The 17,409-nt window shown below is 66.8% G+C and carries 16 protein-coding genes; 8 read left to right on the top strand and 8 right to left on the bottom strand.

The genetic code is table 11. From position 1 onward, the window contains the following. Positions 1–507: 507 nt before the first annotated feature. The 6 genes from M2283_RS25305 (at position 508) to M2283_RS25330 (ending at position 5,569) form a co-directional block, all read left to right on the top strand. Positions 508–810: a hypothetical protein gene (locus M2283_RS25305; protein ID WP_280878633.1), complete on the top strand. Its 303-nt coding sequence runs from the start codon at positions 508–510 to the stop codon at positions 808–810. A gap of 1 nt (position 811) precedes the next feature. Then, positions 812–2,065, top strand: coding sequence for an enoyl-CoA hydratase/isomerase family protein (locus M2283_RS25310; RefSeq protein ID WP_280878634.1), 1,254 nt, complete (start codon positions 812–814; stop codon positions 2,063–2,065). Positions 2,066–2,079: 14 nt separating this feature from the next. Beyond that, positions 2,080–2,991 (top strand): hypothetical protein, encoded by a 912-nt coding sequence (locus M2283_RS25315; RefSeq protein WP_280878635.1) that lies wholly within the window; start codon positions 2,080–2,082, stop codon positions 2,989–2,991. Continuing rightward, positions 2,988–3,695: a hypothetical protein gene (locus M2283_RS25320; RefSeq protein WP_280878636.1), complete on the top strand. Its 708-nt coding sequence runs from the start codon at positions 2,988–2,990 to the stop codon at positions 3,693–3,695. The genes M2283_RS25315 and M2283_RS25320 overlap by 4 nt, the downstream gene beginning before the upstream one ends. Positions 3,696–3,887: 192 nt before the next feature. Beyond that, positions 3,888–4,547: a hypothetical protein gene (locus tag M2283_RS25325; RefSeq protein WP_280878637.1), complete on the top strand. Its 660-nt coding sequence runs from the start codon at positions 3,888–3,890 to the stop codon at positions 4,545–4,547. Beyond that, positions 4,532–5,569, top strand: coding sequence for a hypothetical protein (locus tag M2283_RS25330; protein WP_280878638.1), 1,038 nt, complete (start codon positions 4,532–4,534; stop codon positions 5,567–5,569). The genes M2283_RS25325 and M2283_RS25330 overlap by 16 nt, the downstream gene beginning before the upstream one ends. Before the next feature lie 1,065 nt (positions 5,570–6,634). Here M2283_RS25330 and M2283_RS25335 read toward each other — a convergent pair. From M2283_RS25335 to M2283_RS25365, 7 genes are all read right to left on the bottom strand, one after another. Then, positions 6,635–7,285: a hypothetical protein gene (locus M2283_RS25335; RefSeq protein WP_280878639.1), complete on the bottom strand. Its 651-nt coding sequence runs from the start codon at positions 7,283–7,285 to the stop codon at positions 6,635–6,637. A 32-nt stretch (positions 7,286–7,317) separates the two neighbouring features. Further along, the gene (locus M2283_RS25340; protein WP_280878640.1) at positions 7,318–7,638 is read right to left on the bottom strand and encodes a hypothetical protein; all 321 of its coding nucleotides are present in this window, start codon (positions 7,636–7,638) and stop codon (positions 7,318–7,320) included. Between the two features lie 171 nt (positions 7,639–7,809). Then, positions 7,810–8,256, bottom strand: coding sequence for a hypothetical protein (locus tag M2283_RS25345; RefSeq protein WP_280878641.1), 447 nt, complete (start codon positions 8,254–8,256; stop codon positions 7,810–7,812). Between the two features lie 113 nt (positions 8,257–8,369). Then, positions 8,370–9,038 carry a hypothetical protein gene (locus M2283_RS25350; protein ID WP_280878642.1) on the bottom strand — a complete coding sequence of 223 codons (669 nt, stop codon included), beginning with the start codon at positions 9,036–9,038 and terminating at the stop codon, positions 8,370–8,372. Continuing rightward, on the bottom strand, positions 9,035–9,613 hold the full coding sequence (locus M2283_RS25355; protein ID WP_280878643.1) for a hypothetical protein: 579 nt from the start codon (positions 9,611–9,613) through the stop codon (positions 9,035–9,037). Before M2283_RS25355 ends, M2283_RS25350 begins: the two co-directional genes overlap by 4 nt. Before the next feature lie 51 nt (positions 9,614–9,664). Beyond that, positions 9,665–10,960 carry a putative T7SS-secreted protein gene (locus M2283_RS25360; RefSeq protein ID WP_280878644.1) on the bottom strand — a complete coding sequence of 432 codons (1,296 nt, stop codon included), beginning with the start codon at positions 10,958–10,960 and terminating at the stop codon, positions 9,665–9,667. Beyond that, positions 10,957–11,262, bottom strand: a complete 306-nt coding sequence (locus M2283_RS25365) for a hypothetical protein (protein WP_280878645.1) — start codon at positions 11,260–11,262, stop codon at positions 10,957–10,959. The genes M2283_RS25360 and M2283_RS25365 overlap by 4 nt, the downstream gene beginning before the upstream one ends. A 77-nt stretch (positions 11,263–11,339) precedes the next feature. Here M2283_RS25365 and M2283_RS25370 point away from each other — a divergent pair, with 77 nt between their 5' ends. Then, entirely contained in the window at positions 11,340–12,032 is a 693-nt protein-coding gene (locus M2283_RS25370; protein WP_280878646.1) for a hypothetical protein, read from the top strand. 67 nt (positions 12,033–12,099) lie between these two features. On the opposite strand, the gene M2283_RS25375 is transcribed toward M2283_RS25370, so the two are convergent. Next, positions 12,100–12,405, bottom strand: a complete 306-nt coding sequence (locus tag M2283_RS25375) for a WXG100 family type VII secretion target (protein WP_280878647.1) — start codon at positions 12,403–12,405, stop codon at positions 12,100–12,102. Between the two features lie 390 nt (positions 12,406–12,795). Between M2283_RS25375 and M2283_RS25380 the strand changes: the two genes are divergently transcribed. Next, positions 12,796–17,388, top strand: a complete 4,593-nt coding sequence (locus M2283_RS25380) for an FtsK/SpoIIIE domain-containing protein (protein WP_280878648.1) — start codon at positions 12,796–12,798, stop codon at positions 17,386–17,388. Positions 17,389–17,409: the final 21 nt, after the last annotated feature.

A 17,409-nucleotide genomic window follows, 5' to 3' on the forward strand; every position in this document is an offset into this window, starting at 1 on the left:
GCTGGCACGAGCCCCGCTCCGTCGCGGAGTTCGGGGGTACGGCCCGGACCGGTTCAGGGACGTATCCGTGACCGCGTCCCCTCAATGTCGCCGGCCTCACCATCCAGGCCGACGACCACCGCCGAGCCGATCTCCCTGAAGCTCAGGCCAGGCACCGGCGACGCCGAGACCTACCCGGCTTCCCGGGTGTGCACGCTCAACGCCGACCACTCCATCGGCGAGCCTTACGCGAAGGGCAAAGCCGACCGGTCCAGGCCACCCCCTGGTGTCCGTACCGCCTCTTCGCTATCCGGAATCCAGAAGCCTCACTCCGCCAAGGACAGGCAAAGCACCCCTCATCTCTCCTCCAATTAACCCCCAACACTCCGTTGGTCAGTTCGATCGCTCTCGCGTTCTACTTAAGATCACCAAGGCCGACCTCGCCCCTTGGCCGCCCTGCCGACCTTTTCGCTCCTGCGAAGCCGGCGCGACCCCCGAGCCACCCCGAGCGCATCGTGAGTGATCATCGTGAGTGACCTACGGCTCGAAGACACGATCTTCCAGGATCTGAAGAAGACGTTCTCGTCCATCAGCGACCGGATGGAGACCACCCGCCGTACCCTCCGCGGCACGGACGCCTCCGCCGTCGGCGAGGGCAAGCTCGTCGAGGACGTTCAGGACTTCGCCGACGACTGGCAGTACGGGATCAAGCAGCTCGGCAAGCACACCCAGGGCGCCGTGAAGATGATCAACAAGATCGGGGAAAGCTTCGGCAAGCTCGACCTCGACCTGGCCGAATCCCTCAAGGCCCCCCAGAAGAAGGGCAAGTGACGTGACCGGGCAGCGTCCTGCCTTCCCCCACATAGGCTGGGACCCCACGCCGGGGAACGTGGAGGACACTCGGGACCTCGCCAAGCAGCTCGGCAAACTCGCCGGTGAACTGGGCACGGCCCTGGGGGAGTTGGAGCGCATCGAGTGCGGCGCCTGGAAAGGCAAGACCGCGATCGCGTTCACCGAGTACATCGGCCAGGACGTCACTCCCCTCATCCGCAAGAGCCACGACTCCTTCGACAAGGCCTCACGCGCACTGCACCGCTGGGCCGGCGAACTCCAGGACTTCCAGCAGCGGGCCGACCGCCTGGAGAAGAGTGCCGGTGAGAAACTCGATGCCAAGTCGAAGGCCGAAGCCAAGGCCGACGGCAAAGGCAGCGACGACCTCGCCAAAACCTCCAGCGCCGTCGACGGAGTCATCCAACAGGTCCACGACCTGGAAGAGGACTACCGACAAGCCGCCCGGAAGATAAGCAAGGAACTCGACAAGGCCGGCGACATCGCCCCTGACGAACCCGGCTTCTGGGACAAGCTCGGCCACGGAATCGCGGACGCCTGGGACGCCACCGGCGACTGGCTCAAGGAACACGCCGACATGATCAAGCTCGTCGGTGATCTGTTGAGCGATCTGAGCGGCGTCCTGGGGATGCTGGCCATCATCACCGCGCCGTTCGAGCCGATCGGCGCCATCTTCGCCGCCGCAACGGTGGTCACCAGCGGCCTGGCCCTCGTTTCACACCTCGTGGCGAAGGCAGCGGGAGCGGACGTCAGCTGGGTGAGCATCGGTTTCGACGCGCTCGGATCCATCCCTGGCATCGGTGCCTTCAGCAAGGGCGTCAAGGTCGCCGACGAGGCCACGGCACTGGCCCGCGCGACGGAACTCGGCAGAGGCTTCGAGGGTATGGCCACTACTGGACGGAACATCGTCGGCGTGGGCGAGAACGTCGCCGGAGCTGTGAGCTACACGATCAAGGGCAAGACGATCGGCCTCTTCGGCACCAAGACCGGAGGTCTCATCAAGGCCGAAGGCATCATGAACCGGATGAGCCTCGTGGCCGAGAACAATATCCGTAACGGGCAGTTTCTCGGCACCCGTAGCATCCCAGGTCTCAAGAAGATCGACTCCATGAGCGCCCTGGGACGCGGGATCGACGCGGCCATCAAGATCGCCCCGAAGGCGTATTCGATCCCGTCGCACATTGGCGAGGCGATGCATCTGGGGGATCGTTTCGATGAGTCGGCCGCGGCGCACTGAGAGGACTCGAGGCTGTGGACTGGTATACGCCCCCCGGCGAGACGCTGTTGATGCGGGCCAACGCCGCTTTCGCGACCGGAGTGGCACCGCGCGTGGCGGGACTCCGTTCCTTCCGCGACGGTGAGCGGCACGACATCGAGGCTGATCTCGGCTGGCCGCCCGGCCCTGGGTTCACTCCCCGGGACAAGGTCGACCGGGCCGGGGTACGCGCCATCGACATCGTCCTGCTCGGCATTCCGCGGCTGCTCAACATGGTCGCGAATGTCGCCGCCCCCAGCGGCTCCCCCTTCGGTGAACCCAGCGGTCCCGGCGAGCCGCAGGAATCCGAGAACGAGGTGGACGACTTCCCCGTGATGTGGGCGGACCCGGGGACCACTGCGCGCACGCTGCCCTGGCAGCTCGACCTCGCTCGCCGGCCCAAGAAGTACCGCACGGAGTTCGTGTTGACGGATCAGCGGCTGCTCGTCCTCGGTGTGGACGCGGCGGCCGTCGCCCCGGCTCCTGCCGAAGAGCTGTGGCAGCTGCCCCGCGATTCCGTCGCGGCCATTGAGCGCATGCGCTTCTCGCAAAACGGCTCCGACGTCAGGATCCGATTCACGGACGGTTCGTGGACCCGCTGGAAGGTCGGCGAGGCGGGCAAACTGGTGGGCCGCTTCCGCGGCGAGCGCCGACCGGTGACGGAAGACGCCCTCACCCCTCAACAGCGCGAGCGCATCGCGGCACTCGTGGCCGCCCCTCCCCTCCATGTCGCCCGCTCGGTCGGCAAGGCCCTTCCGGTCACTGAACCGCCGTTGCTGGAAAGCCTTCCCGACGGCACGGTGGCGGTCGAGCTACGCGTCCCGCTCTCCAACGGCACCGAACAGACGGTCAACCGGTACCTTTCCCCGTCCGGTACGGACGTGATGCCGAAAGACGACTCGCAGTGACCGACCCGATCCAACTGACTGCCACCGCCGACACACTGGTCATCCCACCGATGACGTTCGTGGTCCCAGAAGACGGCTTCCACGCACTGCCGGTGGACGCTTCCGCCGAGGAACGAGCCACGGCCACCGAGGAGTTCGTACGCGACCTCTACCCGGGCGGCGACGACACGCTCTGGCAGTCGACGGCACCTTTCTACGCCCTCGTCGCAGAGGCGATGGCGACTGCCGGGCTCGCTTACTCGGCCTTCGGCATCTTCGCCCTGGACTCCGGCGGAGTGGCCCACTGCTCCTTCACCGTCGCCGCGTACGCAACCGACCACACCGATCCGGACATCGCCGCCCAGGGCATCCTGGCAGCCCTCTGCTCCGACCCCCTGAACGACGCCCGCTGGCTCGACCTACCCTGCGGCCCGGCCGTCGCGTCCATCACGCTGCGCGAACTCACCCTCAGCCCGGAGATCACCGCGAGCGGCGATCAGGCCACGCTGATGACCGGCCAGATCCAGGTCCATGTCCCGTTCCCCACAGGCCCGTTCACCGCGGTCTTCACCATCGACACCGCGGCGATGGACTACTGGGGCGAGTTCTGCGACATGACGACGGCAATCCTGCAGACAGTCTCGTTCCCGGATCCGGCAGAGGCCCCGCCCGCCGCCAGTGCGGAAGACCAGTTCATGCCCTTTGCGGAGACTCCTCGCTCCTGACCTGGCGCTGTTCCAGTCCCGAGTCCTACTGACCGAAGCGCGGCAGAAGTCGCACAGATCACAGATGGCATCCCCTTGATCCCATTACGTCCATAACACCCAAGTTCGCTGGATAGTTCGCGCTGGCGAAACCCGGAACCCCACCGATACCGTTTGCTCCGTTGCTGAACACCAGTCTCACGGGGAGTCACAGTGAAGCGCCGCACTTTGCCCACCGCTGTCGCGATCGCCGCAGCCGCAGGCATGCTGCTGACGGCTTGCGGGGGCGGGGACGACAGCTCCAAGGCCAACGACAAGATCGCGGGGGCCGATGAGGGGGCTTCGAGTTCCCCCTCGCCCTCGGCCTCCGCAACGACCGACAAGGATGCGCCGACCTTCGACCTCCCTTCGGACATCACGGTGACCGTCGAGCGGAAGTCGACCGGGGACGCGACGAAGGACGCGGTTCTGCAGGACGTGGCGTATTCGGCGCAGACGCGGCTTGAGGCCTTCGCCAAGAGTGACGGCCGGACAGCGAACATGAGCCGCTACTTCGGAGCATCGGCCTTCACCTACTGGACGCAGCGGGTTGAGACGGTCGCCAAGGCCGGGCTGACCGTCACCGGTACCTACCGGTTCTTCAATTTCGAAGTCACAGATGTGGCAAACGCCAAGACAGCCGCGGTCCGCTACTGCGAGGACCAGAGCAAGGGCTACAGCAAAGAGATCAAGACCAACAAGGTGTTGCGCACGAAGCCGAGCAACAAGGACTTCATCCTCTACACCCTTCAGGCCGCCAAGGATTCCCGCGGTGACTGGCAGGTGACGCAGCAGAGCTGGAAGAAGGCGGACGCGTCATGCGTGCAGGGGTGACGGCAGTGGTCGCCCGTCCCGTTCTTGGCACGGTGGCCGCCCTGAGCTTTGTCGTGGCGCTCGGGACCGTCCACCCGGCGTATGCCGGTGATGCCGAGGTCGGAAACGATCAGGGCAACACGCAACAGCCGGCCAAGCCGAACACGGACGCCGGCGCCGACTCGGACAGCGGCACCATCGGCGCCCACATCCGCATCAGTCAGAAAAAGACCGGCTCGTCTTCCTCCACGACGACCACCACGTCCTCGAACGCCAACTGGAAGCCCCCCGTCTGCTGGTACGAGCCGATGTACTCCCCCGAGGAATACGAGGAGTTCATCAAGACCTCGTACAAGGGCGCGCAGGAACCCGCGGCGAGCTACGCCAAAGAACGGGCCGACGAGGAATACCACAAGGGCGACAAGGGCTTGTGGTGGCAGGTGAAGTTCCGGGACGACAGCTTCACCGAGGCGTGCCCCGTCACGACGGACAACTGGGAGCTCTGGGTTCCTCCGGCCCAGCCGAGACCGGAACCGAACCAGCTGACTCCGCAGATCCTCTCCGAACTGGCCTACAACTCCACGAAGTTGCCCACCCCGCCGGTGGAACTGAGCCCGCGCGCGGACCGGCTCATCGTGAACCTCGGCACCCGGGTGAAACTCGAGAACGACTTCGACCGCGTGTGGACGACGGCCAGCATCAACTACAAGGGTGTCCAGATGGCGGCCACCACGGTCGCAACCCCCGTCGCCCTCAAAGTCCAGGCCGGCAGCGCGGACGCCGACCCGCAGAGCTGCACGTACGACCTCGTCAAGGCCAAGAACGGCTACACGGTCGACAGTACGGACGCGGCCTGCAACATCACCTACCGCCGCTCGTCCGGCAACGACACCTACCCCTTCAAGGCATCGATCACCTGGAAAGTGACCTGGACCGACTCCGCCGACCCCGACGGAGCACCGCAGCAACCGGCTCTGCCGGACGGCCTGTCCACGTACGAGCAGGACGTGACCGTGAAGGAAATCCAGGCCGTCAACCGCTGACGAACCCGTGCACGGCCCGCCTGCAAAGCCCGGGCCGTGCGCCGCGCGTAGGAAACCGGACCCCGCCATGAGCGACCTGCGCCTGGAAGACACGATTTCCAGGACCTGAAGAAGCCCTCTTCTCCATAAGCGACGGGACCCAAGGGAATCTGTCTCCGTCTGCACAGCGGCGACTCAGGCAACCCGGGGACAGCTCTCAGCAATCCGCAACCGCACATTGAGGCGCGAGAAGACCCCAACGAGCCGTGGCCCTGAGACAAGGCGAGCGGCGGTATCGCCGATGTCTGAAGCGCCACGGGCAAGCGGCCGGTCTCGTTCACCGACGCCGCGGTCGTATCGACGGCTAATCCAGCGGTCCGGCGCGTGTTCGACACCCGCCTCCTGCCCCTGCCGCGTTGGCGCAATTTCCGCAGGCGCTCGCGTTCCTGTGTGCGCCGCTGCTCGGCCTGAGCACGGCGACACCGATGGAGGATCCAGCCGACGGCGCTGTCGTACCGGAAAGCAAGCAACGAGGCGCAGGCCACCGGGACTTCCGACAGCCGTCATCAACTCGAAGGCAGCGCCCATGACCCAAGGCGCACCGGGTCGGCTGAGCAGTGTCGGAGCAGTTGTCCGGGCGAACCACCGCCAAGGACCCAGGCCCAACAGGACCACCGCCACGTCGGCGACCACGGCAACCGCGACGACGAGGATCCCGAGCCCCGCACCGGTGCGGGGCTCGCGGTCACCAGTCCTGTCAGTCCCAGTGCAGCATTCGCGCCACGGTGTCGATCAACTCGACCATCCGGTTGCCCAGCTGTGTCTCAGGATCGGAGGCCTCGCGCTTGCGATGCCGTCCGGGCCGACGGACATCGTGGAGAGATAGAGCTTGTTACCGCCGACACGGTAGGCGTCTTTCGCCTTGCGCTGGAGGTCACCCCGGAACGTCAGATCGGTATGGGCGACGATGGTCGGGTCCCGGTCCTCCGGGTCCAGTGGGATCTGGAACCAACCGTCCGGGACGACGAGGTTGTAGCCCCTGTGCGGCTAGCCGAACTGGTCGGCGGTCTTCATTGCGCGCCTCCGTCAGTGGGGGCTGCGGTACCCCCCCCCCGCTGCGAGCGGAGTAATGCGCAGGGTCCGAACCGCCTCGTCGGCCAGTTCCGTGATCTGCTCGGTGAGAGCGACCTTCTCCCAGGTCACCGTGACCACGACGAGGCTCTGCAGGTCGGCCGGAAAGACGGCGTACCTGACGAACTCGGTGATCTTGCGGCCGAAGCCCAACACGCGCTTCACCTGGAGCATGGCCTGTACTCGCACGGCTGGTCCGGCGCCCAGTTCGAGACGGGTGATCTGCGGCTCGCCCGTGACCTGGGCGTTCCCCCACTCCAGAAGCAACGGGGTGACCTCGCCCGCCTCTGGGCGCGGCACGCCCTCGTCTCCGTAGGAATCGACCATGAGGTTGGCCAGAGCCTCCCCGGCCTCGGAGTAGTAGGCCGCGGCGAGGGTGGGCACGTCCTCGTTGAGGTCGACGGCCCGTTCGACCATGTCTTCGAAGACCGCGTTCCTCTCGATCTCCAGGGCGAGGGGGTTGAGGCTGTTCACCACCTCGGTGGCCAGCGCCTTGGCCTCAGCCTTCGTACCTTCGCGCAGCGTCAGGTCGATCCAACCCGGCTGGAAGTCGAAAGCGCACTCGAAGGTCTCCTCCAGCGGAGTGCCGTCGTCCGGTGCGGTCATGCTCTGTCCCTTCGTGCGGGCACGGTCCTGGTTCAGCCGAGGCCCTTGATGGCGCTGTCTCCACCGCGCAAGCTCAGCTCGTTCTTGGCCAATCCCCAATTCCTATTGCCCGGCTTGAGGATCTTGAGGTTCTCGCCCCAGGCCTTTGAGAACGGCTCCATGAACGGCTCCATGAACGACTTCCAGATGTCACCCTTCCCGAGTTTGAACTGCTTTCCGGAAAGTCGTCGCAGATTCTTGTCGGCACGGCTGACCTGACGTGCGGTACGCGCCACACCGGCCCTCCCGATCTTGACCAGCGCGCCCTTGGCGAACTTGCCCGCGATTTTCGAGAATCCCTTGCCTACGCCCATCAGAACGAACCCGATAGCAGGCAGTCCACACGGTCGGCCGCCCGCTTCTGCCGGCAGAAGCCGGTCAGCGCACCCTGGCGTCGACCGCACCGGAACCGTGGGCGCCGAAGGCGATCTCTCGGACGGTGTTTCCGGGAACACTCAAAGGCCTTTCGGGACCAGCCAGGGGTGTCACACGATCCAGCGCAAAGACTCACCGATAGCCGAACACAGCCGGTACATCGGCCCTGTCGTCCCGCTCAGAGGTACCGCGAATCCGAGGACCAGGTAACCGACAGCTCCGGGCATCTGGACGTACAGATCCATGGTTGTCGGCGTGCGGATTCGTACTGTCTCTCCCGCCGGAAGCTCGATGGTCGATACCTCGGTGTCGTGTGCGTCTCCTCCTCCCCTCGCCTCGAACGACTCTCGTAGTTCGTCGGGTGTGAGAGACCCGGTGCGAGGGATCAGGGACACGATGAGCGAAGCGGGGAGAATCCCACCGTCGTCCAGCTCCGGCCTGAGGAAGAACTCCAGGGCGCCGTTCCTGACACCGGCTTCCGCGGTGTTGCGAAGGGTCGCCCAGACCTCCTGCTTGGTCTCGGCCGGAGCGCTCCTGCCCTCGGTCTGATGGTCCACGAAGGTCTTCAGTTGTGCGCGCCAGCGGTCCTGTGTGAGGTCGATACGGAACCAGTCCCGGGGGACCAGGAGCCGGTAGTCGCTCGGAGGGAGTGTCGTGTCGGATTGCGGAGTCATCCAGGCATCACGACCGACTTGCCCGAATCGTTGAACAGACGGACGCTCTTCACCACGCCGGCGAACATGGCCGAGAAGACGTCCCAGCCCTTCGGCGTGGGAGTCCCCATCTCCAAGACCAGAGCCGTTCCGTTGTTGAGCGGTATCTGAATCTGGATGAAGGACGTCACCACCGGCTCGTCGCTTCCCGAGGCCGTGAGACTTCCGTCGAGGGTTCCCTTACGAGTACCGATGCAGGAGACGGCCGGACCACAGGGAAGTACGATCTCGCCGATCTGTCCGATGCCGAGGTGACGCATCGTCGAGGCGAGGAATCCCACGGGCTGGGCTCCGGCCCTCTCATCCAGATCGATCATGCTCACGGTGACCGTCGCAGTGCAGCGTTCGTCGTCCACTTCGGTCAGAACGAAACCCGAGTACTGGATCCCTGCCTCGATGAACGAGTCGTAGTGAGCGGCGACCATCACCGCCCACTGCAACTGCACCTCGAGAGTCGCCTCCGGCATCACCGCTCGGGACATCTCTATGAGTTGTTCGGCCGTCGCGTCCAGTTCCTCCGCGTCCATCGGAATCTCGAAGAATCCCTCAGGCATGATCCACCGGACGTCGATGCCCGGACCTCCGACCATGCCTTGGCGGTTGTCCTCAGCTGCGATCGCACTCACGACAGGCCTTCTCCATCGGCGAACTCCGCTTCGTCCACTTCGGGGTGGAAACCGGCCGCGAACGGATACGGGCCGTAGTGCGGATAGTGGGCGGGGATGTCTGCGCCTTCTCTGCGGGCCAGATGCGCCAGCTCACGGTACCTGCGGGCCCGGGCCCGGAGATTCTGTCGGACGGGATCGCCCCAGTGGGCCATGGCGGTTCGTATGAACAGGGCCAGCAGTATCAGGACGACGACGGCGGCCACCACGGCGTAGGCGGTACGGGCCGTACTCGACTCCCAGTACTGGACCACACCGCCCCAGTACACAGCAGCGCCGAATCCGATGATCGCCAGAGGGACCCCGATCTTGAATCCCGCGTTGAACATCTCGATCTCGTCGTGATGCCGGCGTCGGAGCATACGAAGTACACCCCGATCGTCGAGGAAGTCGAAGCGAAGTTCCTCGGCCGACCGCTCCGCCAGTGTCCTCGCTGCGGGAACGGCGGCGATCACCTCGCCCGGGACGAGTTTCACGGGCTCTGTGCCCCTGCGGCCGACGAATTCCCATTCGCCGAGGTCCGCTGCTTCACTCACGTCGTCCGGCCCCCTTCCATGGAGCTTCCATCCGTAGTCTGATCTTTGCCGCTATGCGGCCAGGGCAGCGTGGAACGGCTTCGGCGACGGCCCCGGGGACGGGTTCGGCGTGGGCTGCGGCGACGGCTGCTCAGGTTCCTGGTAGCCGGTCGACCCACCGTTCTCACCGCTGAACATCCGGTGGAGCGCACTCGCGAGTCCGCTGCCCTTGATGGCCGCGGTGATCTGCTTTCCACCGAGCGGTTTGAACACTTCGGGAAGCTCGGGAACAACGGCTCCGACCTTCGAAGTCGCGAGCCTGTTGCCCAGTTTCAGTCCTCCTTCCAGAACTTTGTTCGTCAGACCGACGCTGAGGCCGTTGAGGAAGTTGTGCCCGATACCGTCGACGGCGGCAACGCCCCTGAACGAGCCCCAGGTGCCAAGCTTGCCGAGAGCACTGAGCTTGGCGACACCCTTGAGGCCGACGAGCGCCCTGAATCCCTTCATCGCCCCCAGCCCGGGAAGAACTCCCAGGAAGTCGGTGCCCAGCTTCAGCCAGTTGACCTTTCCGCCGCGCACCGACATGTCGTAGGCGTGGCCGGCCAGTGCGGCCGCGCTGGAGAGGACCGCGAGCGTGGCGAAGATGGGAACAAGGAACTGCAAGGGTGGAACGAACGCGCAGATGACCGCGAGCACGGACAGGATCGCGGAGATGTTGGAGAAGCTGTCCGCCCAGTCGGCGAGCCAGTTCATGAACCCACCCGGGTCACGCACCGCGTCGTGGTGCACGACATCCTTGATGTGCCGGGCGGCGCGATCCCCCGCGTCGTCAAAAATGTCCCTCGCGTCTTTGACGTCCTTGCGAGCCTGACCTATTCGGTGCAGCGCGTCCTCGCGCTTCTTCACCCAGCGGTCGTACTCAGGCTTGTCGGCCTCGGGAATCTGGCTCACGAGATACTTGTCGGTGAACTTCTTCACTTCCCGGTCGGCGAGGTCGTGATCCGACTTCGCTTCAAGGTAGTTCACCAACGCCTTGTCGGCCTTCTTCTGGGCGCGATGCAGCTCTCCGGCGAATTCCTTCGACTCACCCTCGGCCACTTTGGTACCCAGCGCCTTGGCCGCCTCGTCGTATCGCTCGAAGGATTTCTTGAGCCGGTCGCCGGCGCCGTCGGCGATCTCGTTGAAAGCGCGTCCTGCGTCGCTGTCCCAGCCCTCCACCGAGGACAACGCCTTGATGGCCCGCGCCTGTTCATCGATCATGTCGGCCATCTTGCGCAACTTGCGCCCGAGCGCCGCCACTTCATCAGGGTCACCCGGCGTGGGATCCTCGTCCCACAGCGGCGGCCAGTCACTGGATCGCCTGCTCACTTCTTGCCCTTCCCCGTGGCGTCAGCGATGGCCTTGGCCAACTCGTGGTCGATCTCTTCGTACTTCTGGGCTGCGGCACCCGTGTACTCGGCCAGCTTCTTGAGTTCCTTGGACAGCTTCTTCCGTGTCTTCTTCCACGTGCTACCGAAGTCGTCAAAGGCGTCTTTCAGGCCACCATGCCCCAGATCGTCCTCATAACCGTCCGCAGGATTCCCGTTTTCCTCGAACTCACGTTGAATCTTTCCCAGAGCACGCGAACACCCTTTGATCATGTCGAGGTCGTACGCGGTTCTGTCGGCCATTGAAGAATTTCTCCCATCATGAACATGAGACACTGCTGCGTGGCATCCCCCACTGCAGTAAGGAAGGTGAGACGGGTTTGTCCAGGAGCACCGACCGCACCATACGGAACCGCCTCGGCGTAGCCACGGACGCAGGGGCCTGGTGCACCATCGGCAAGATTCCCGAGCCGCCTGCGGACGTGTACCAGGCTGCCGGAGCGGGCCCTCTGCGGCCTGCGTTCCTGAGACCTCTCGGCATGCTCGGCGCCGTGCTGGTCGCGCCCTTCATGCCGATCGCCATGCTGTTCAGCCTCCTGGCCTCAGGCGAGGAGGCCCTCAGGCGACTGCTGTCGACGAAAGAGGAACGCGACCGTGCCGGCGCCTCGGACCTCGATGTCGAGCGGCGGGACAAGGCCATCGCCGAACTCGGCCTCGACCAGACCTTCGACGGCAACTGGCATGGAGCGGCTGCCCAGTTCCTGCTGCGTTGGTACAGCCATTCCTCCCACCACCAACGATTCGTGGTGCTGGCCCAGGGCCGCATCCTGCTGGCCGCGCCGCCCAAGCGGGTCTCCGTCCGCAGGGACGAACGTATGCGCGTCGTCGCCGAGATCCCTGTCGGAGAAGCCGTCCTCGAAGACCCGCTCCCCGCGTACGAGAGCAACAAGCTGCGTATCTGCTTCAAGGACGGCTCCTGGCTGGCCCTGACCTCCGAGGAGTCGCGCAGCGACCTGCACAAGTACCTGATGCGTCACCCGGAGCCCGGCGAGATCCAGAGCACCGAGGCATGAAACGCGGGTGCGATGGGGGCACAAGGCCTGTGCCCCCATCGCACGGACGCGCAAACGGCCGAGTCGATCAGCCCTTGGCCGACTTCGCCAGCTGGTCGTCCAGCTGCTCGTACGCTTCCTTCGCCTTCTTCAGGAAGTCCGAAAGACCGTGCAGCCCCTGGATGGTCTTCGTCGCGCCCTTGGTGAAGTCCTTCATGGAGTCGTCGTACGCTCCGGAGGCCTTCTGGGTGGAGAAGCCGTTCTCGACCAGTGCCGAGACCCGCTTCTCGATCGACTTGATCTTGTCTTCCAGGTCGTGCATGTCCTTGATCAGGTCACCCGCGACCTTCTCCATCTCGGCATAAGTAAGGTCTGCGTCTTTGCCCTTGCCCATGACGGCACTCCCTCCCGTTGGTGTGGCCGCAGGGCCTTCCCCCGTGGCACTGTTCGCGTGAGTCTCGCGGCCGTACGTCGGCGCGGCGAGAGTCCGCATGAGCAAAGATCTTACGGGTGCTGCCCGTGGGGCCACAGGGGCCTCGTGCAAGGGAATCGTGAACCGTCGCACATCCCGTTGCGTCCGGCAAAGGCTCGCCAGCTAAGGTCGCTTCCAGTGTGTTGGGTGTTCGCCGGGTGTTCTCAGTGCGCTGAGCTGCTGCCGAGTCACCAGTGAGTCGCTGCACAGCGGCCACTGAGTCGCTCAGCGCGATGAGTGTGATGAGCGCGATGGACACCTCGCACCCTATTTACGTCGATTGACCGTGTTGAGTCTGTTGGGGGACCGACCGTGCGCCTGAGTCTTACCGTCGTCGACCCGCTCGGCGGTGCCAGTGCCGACGTGGTGCTCGACGCCGATCCCGAGTCCACCGTCGGTGACATCACCGGGGAGTTGGCGAAGCATGTCGGTTTGACCGGCGGTGCGCAGATCATTCCGATCGGGGCGCAGCGAGGCCTGGGGGCCGGTACCGCTCCCCTCGCCTACGTCGACGGGTACGCCCTCGACCCGGCCGCCGATGTCGTCGGCTCGCCGTTGCGCGACGGTGTGGTCGTCAGCCTGCACGACCCGGCCGGGTGTCTGCTCGGGGAGCCCACCGGTGTCGTGGAGTTCCGGGTGGTGGGCGGTCCCGCGGCCGGTGCCGTGCACCGGCTCGGTGTGGGGAAGTACGACATCGGCGGCGGACCGGCGGCGCATCTCCGCGTCGACGACCCCGAACTCGCCGACCGCGCCGCCACCCTCTCCATCGCCATCGACGGCACCTGCCGAGTCGCCCTGCACACTGGCAAGGACACAAAGGACGCAAAGGACACCAAGGACACGGAAGTCCAACCCCGCCTCGACGGTGAGGACTTCACCGGCGGCGAGTGGCCGCTGAGTGCTCAACTCTCCCTCGGCAACAGCCTGTTGGAGATCACCGGATACGCCCCGCCCAACGCCGCCCTGAAGTGGTCCGACGACGGGGCCGCGCTCGACTACAACCGGCCCCCGCGGCTGCGGCCCGCCGACCGCCAGACGAGCTTCTCGCTGCCGAATCCGCCGAGCGACTACGAGGCCCGGCCGCTGCCCTGGCTGATGGCGGTGTTGCCGCTGGTCGGTGCGGTGGTGTCGGTGATGATGTTCGGGCGCTGGTACTACCTGATCATGGCGCTGATGAGCCCGCTGATGCTCTTCGGCAACTACTTCATGGACAAGAAGCACGGCCGCAAGTCGCACGCCAAGCAGCAGAAGGAGTACAAGGAGCACAAGGCGCGGATCGAGACGGAGGCCCAGGAGGCTCTGGTCACCGAGCGGTCCGACCGGCGTCAGACCGTGCCCGACCCGGCCGCCGTGCTGACCTTCGGCACCGGCCCGCGCACCCGTCTGTGGGAGCGCCGGCGCACCGACGCCGACCATCTGCTGCTGCGCTTCGGCACCGGCCGCGTGCCCTCCGAGGTCGAGCTGGACGACCCGGAGCAGGACGAGCACAAGCGCAAGGTCCGCTGGTACATCGAGGACGCGCCGGTCACCCTGCCGCTGCGGGACCTCGGTGTCATCGGCATCGCCGGACCCGGCGACTCCGCGCACGCGCTGGGCCGTTGGGCGGTCGCCCAGACCGCGGTCCTGCACAGCCCGATGGACGTGCAGTTCTACGTCCTCACCGACAACGACGCCCACGACCGCTGGGACTGGGTGCGCTGGCTGCCGCACTCCCGCCCGACCGGCGGTCAGGACGTCAACGTCCTCATCGGCACCGACGCCGAGACCGTCGCGGCCCGCGTCGGCGAGCTGACCCAGCTGCTCGACGGCCGCCAGAAGGCCCTCCAGCAGGGCGGCCGCAACAAGACCGACGGCCCGGCCTTCACCGACCCGGACATCGTCGTCGTATGGGACGGCTCGCGGCGGCTGCGGTCCATGCCCGGGGTCGTACGACTGCTGCGGGAGGGTCCCGGGGTCGCGATCCGGGCGATCTGTCTGGACGAGGAGGAGCGGTTCCTGCCCGGCGAGTGCCAGGCCGTGGTCGTCGCCGAACCGCACGTGACCGACGACTCCTCCTCCGCCGCCGCTGTCCCCGTCGCCGCGCAGTCCGCCGGTGGCTTCCCCTCCTTCCAGGCCTGGCACCCGAACGCCCAGCAGGACGACGAACAGGCCGAGCAGGTACGTGAGTTGCGGCTGCGGGTCGAGCAGAGCGGGGCGCTGCGCAAGCGGAACGTGCGGCCGGACTTCGTCTCGTCCGCCTGGTGCGCCCGGCTCGCCCGCTCCCTCTCCCCGCTGCGCGACATCAGCGGCGAGACCGAGGACTCGGCGCTGCCCGGCGCCAGCCGGCTGCTCGACGTACTGCAGCTGGAACCGCCCACGCGGGACGCGGTCGCGGCGCGGTGGCGGATGGGCGGGCAGTCGACGATGGCCGTCATCGGTGAGTCGTACGACGGTCCGTTCGGCATCGACCTGCGGCGGGACGGCCCGCACGGGCTGATCGCCGGTACGACCGGTTCGGGTAAGTCGGAGCTGCTGCAGACCATCGTGGCGGCGCTCGCGGTCGCGAACACGCCGGAGAACATGACGTTCGTCCTGGTCGACTACAAGGGCGGCGCGGCCTTCAAGGACTGTGTCCGGCTCCCGCACACCGTCGGCATGGTGACCGACCTCGACGCCCACCTCGTCGAGCGCGCCCTGGAGTCGCTGGGCGCCGAGCTCAAGCGCCGTGAGCACATCCTCGCCGCCGCCGACGCCAAGGACATCGAGGACTACCAGGACCTGGTGCGCAGGGAGCCGAGCAATCCGCCGGTGCCCCGACTCCTCATCGTCATCGACGAGTTCGCGTCGATGGTGCGCGATCTGCCCGACTTCGTCGCCGGGTTGGTCAACATCGCCCAGCGAGGCCGTTCGCTCGGCATCCACCTGCTGCTCGCCACCCAGCGGCCGAGCGGTGTGGTCTCCCCCGAGATCCGCGCCAACACCAACCTGCGAATCGCGCTGCGCGTGACCGACGCCGGTGAGTCGACGGACGTCATCGACGCGCCCGACGCCGGGCACATCGCGAAGAGCACGCCGGGTCGGGCGTACGTCCGCCTCGGCCACGCCTCCCTGGTCCCCTTCCAGTCCGGCCGCGTCGGTGGCCGGCGCCCCGGTGCCGCCGACCCGGCGACACTCGCGCCCTGGGCCGGGCCGCTGACCTGGCAGGATCTGGGGCGCGGGGCGCTGCAGAAGCCCAAGTCCGAGGCCCGTGAGGACGACGAGATCACCGACCTCAAGGTGCTGGTGGACGTCGTACGGGAGGCCAACACAGCCCTCGCGATCCCCGCACAGCACTCCCCGTGGCTGCCGGCGCTGGACGACTCGCTGCTGCTCGACGACGTCCCGGCGGTACAGGCGCAGGGCTCGCTGCCCGCCGCCCCGTACGGCGTCGAGGACCTGCCGGCCGACCAGGCCCGGCGTGCGGTCGCCGTCGACTTCGCGACCTTCGGGCACCTCATCGTGGCCGGCGCCCCGCGCACCGGCCGCTCGCAGCTGCTGCGCACCATCGCCGGTTCGCTGGCCCGCACCAACTCCTGTGCCGACGTGCACCTTTACGGCATCGACTGCGGCAACGGCGCGCTCAACGCGCTGACCCGGCTGCCGCACTGCGGCGCGGTCGTCAGCCGCAACCAGCTGGAGCGCGTGGAGCGCCTCATCGGGCGGCTCGGCGGCGAGCTGACCCGCCGTCAGGACCTGCTGGCCGACAAGGGGTTCGCCGACATCGGCGAACAGCGGGCCGCCGTCACCGAGGAGGAGCGGCTGCCGCACATCGTGATGCTGCTCGACCGCTGGGAGGGCTGGCTGCCCACGCTCGGCGAGCACAACCACGGTGAACTGACCGACCAGGTCATGGTGATGATGCGGGAAGGCGCGAGCGTCGGCATCCATGTCGTGATCACCGGTGACCGGCAACTGCTGTCGGGCCGCATCTCCTCCCTCACCGAGGACAAGTTCGGTCTGCGGCTCGCCGACCGCGCCGACTTCTCGATGCTGGACATCAACTCCCGCAAGGTGCCCGAGGAGATCCCGCCGGGCCGCGCCTTCCGCAACGAGACGGCGGCGGAGACGCAGTTCGCGCTGCTCTCCGAGGACACCACCGGTCAGGGCCAGAACGCCGCGCTGCTGGCGATCGGCGAGACCGCGGCCGCCCGGGACGCCCAGGTGCCGCGCGAGCGACGGCCGTTCCGGGTCGACGTGCTGCCGAGCCGGATCTCCTTCGAGGACGCGTGGGCGATGCGCGACCCGGCGACGTCCGCCACACCGCTGTGGGCCCTCGCGGGTGTCGGCGGCGACGAACTCACCGCGTTCGGGCCCGACCTCGCGAAGGGCGTCCCGGCGTTCGTGATCGGCGGCCCCGCCAAGTCCGGCCGCAGCACGGTGCTGTTGAACTTCGCCCGCTCGTACCTCACCCAGGGCGTACGCCTCGTCATCGCCGCCCCGCGCCCCTCCCCGCTCCGTGAACTCGACGGTCAGGAAGGCGTGTTGAAGGTCTTCACCGGCCGGGACGTGGACGAGGACGAGCTGACGGAACTCGTCGACTCCGCCACCCCGGCCGAGCCGATCGTGGTCCTGGTCGACGACGCCGAGGTGCTGGACGACTGCGACGCCGAGGACGTGTTCAAGCGCATCGTCGAACGCGGCGTCGAGGAGGGCCTCGCCGTGGTCATCGCCGGTGACGAGGACGAGATCTGCGACGGCTTCTCCGGCTGGCAGGTCGACGCGAAGAAGGCCCGCCGCGGCATCCTGCTCTCCCCGCAGGAGTCCGGCTCCGGCGAACTCATCGGCATCCGCACCAACCGCAGCATGGTCGGCGGCCCCGTCACCCCGGGCAAGGGCATGCTCCACCTGGGCAGCGGCGACCACGTCACGGTCACGACCCCGATGTAGTCAGGAGGGGCGAGGATCCCG

Origin of the sequence: Streptomyces pseudovenezuelae, assembly GCF_029892565.1 — a bacterium.
GTDB classification, from domain to species: domain Bacteria; phylum Actinomycetota; class Actinomycetes; order Streptomycetales; family Streptomycetaceae; genus Streptomyces; species Streptomyces pseudovenezuelae_A.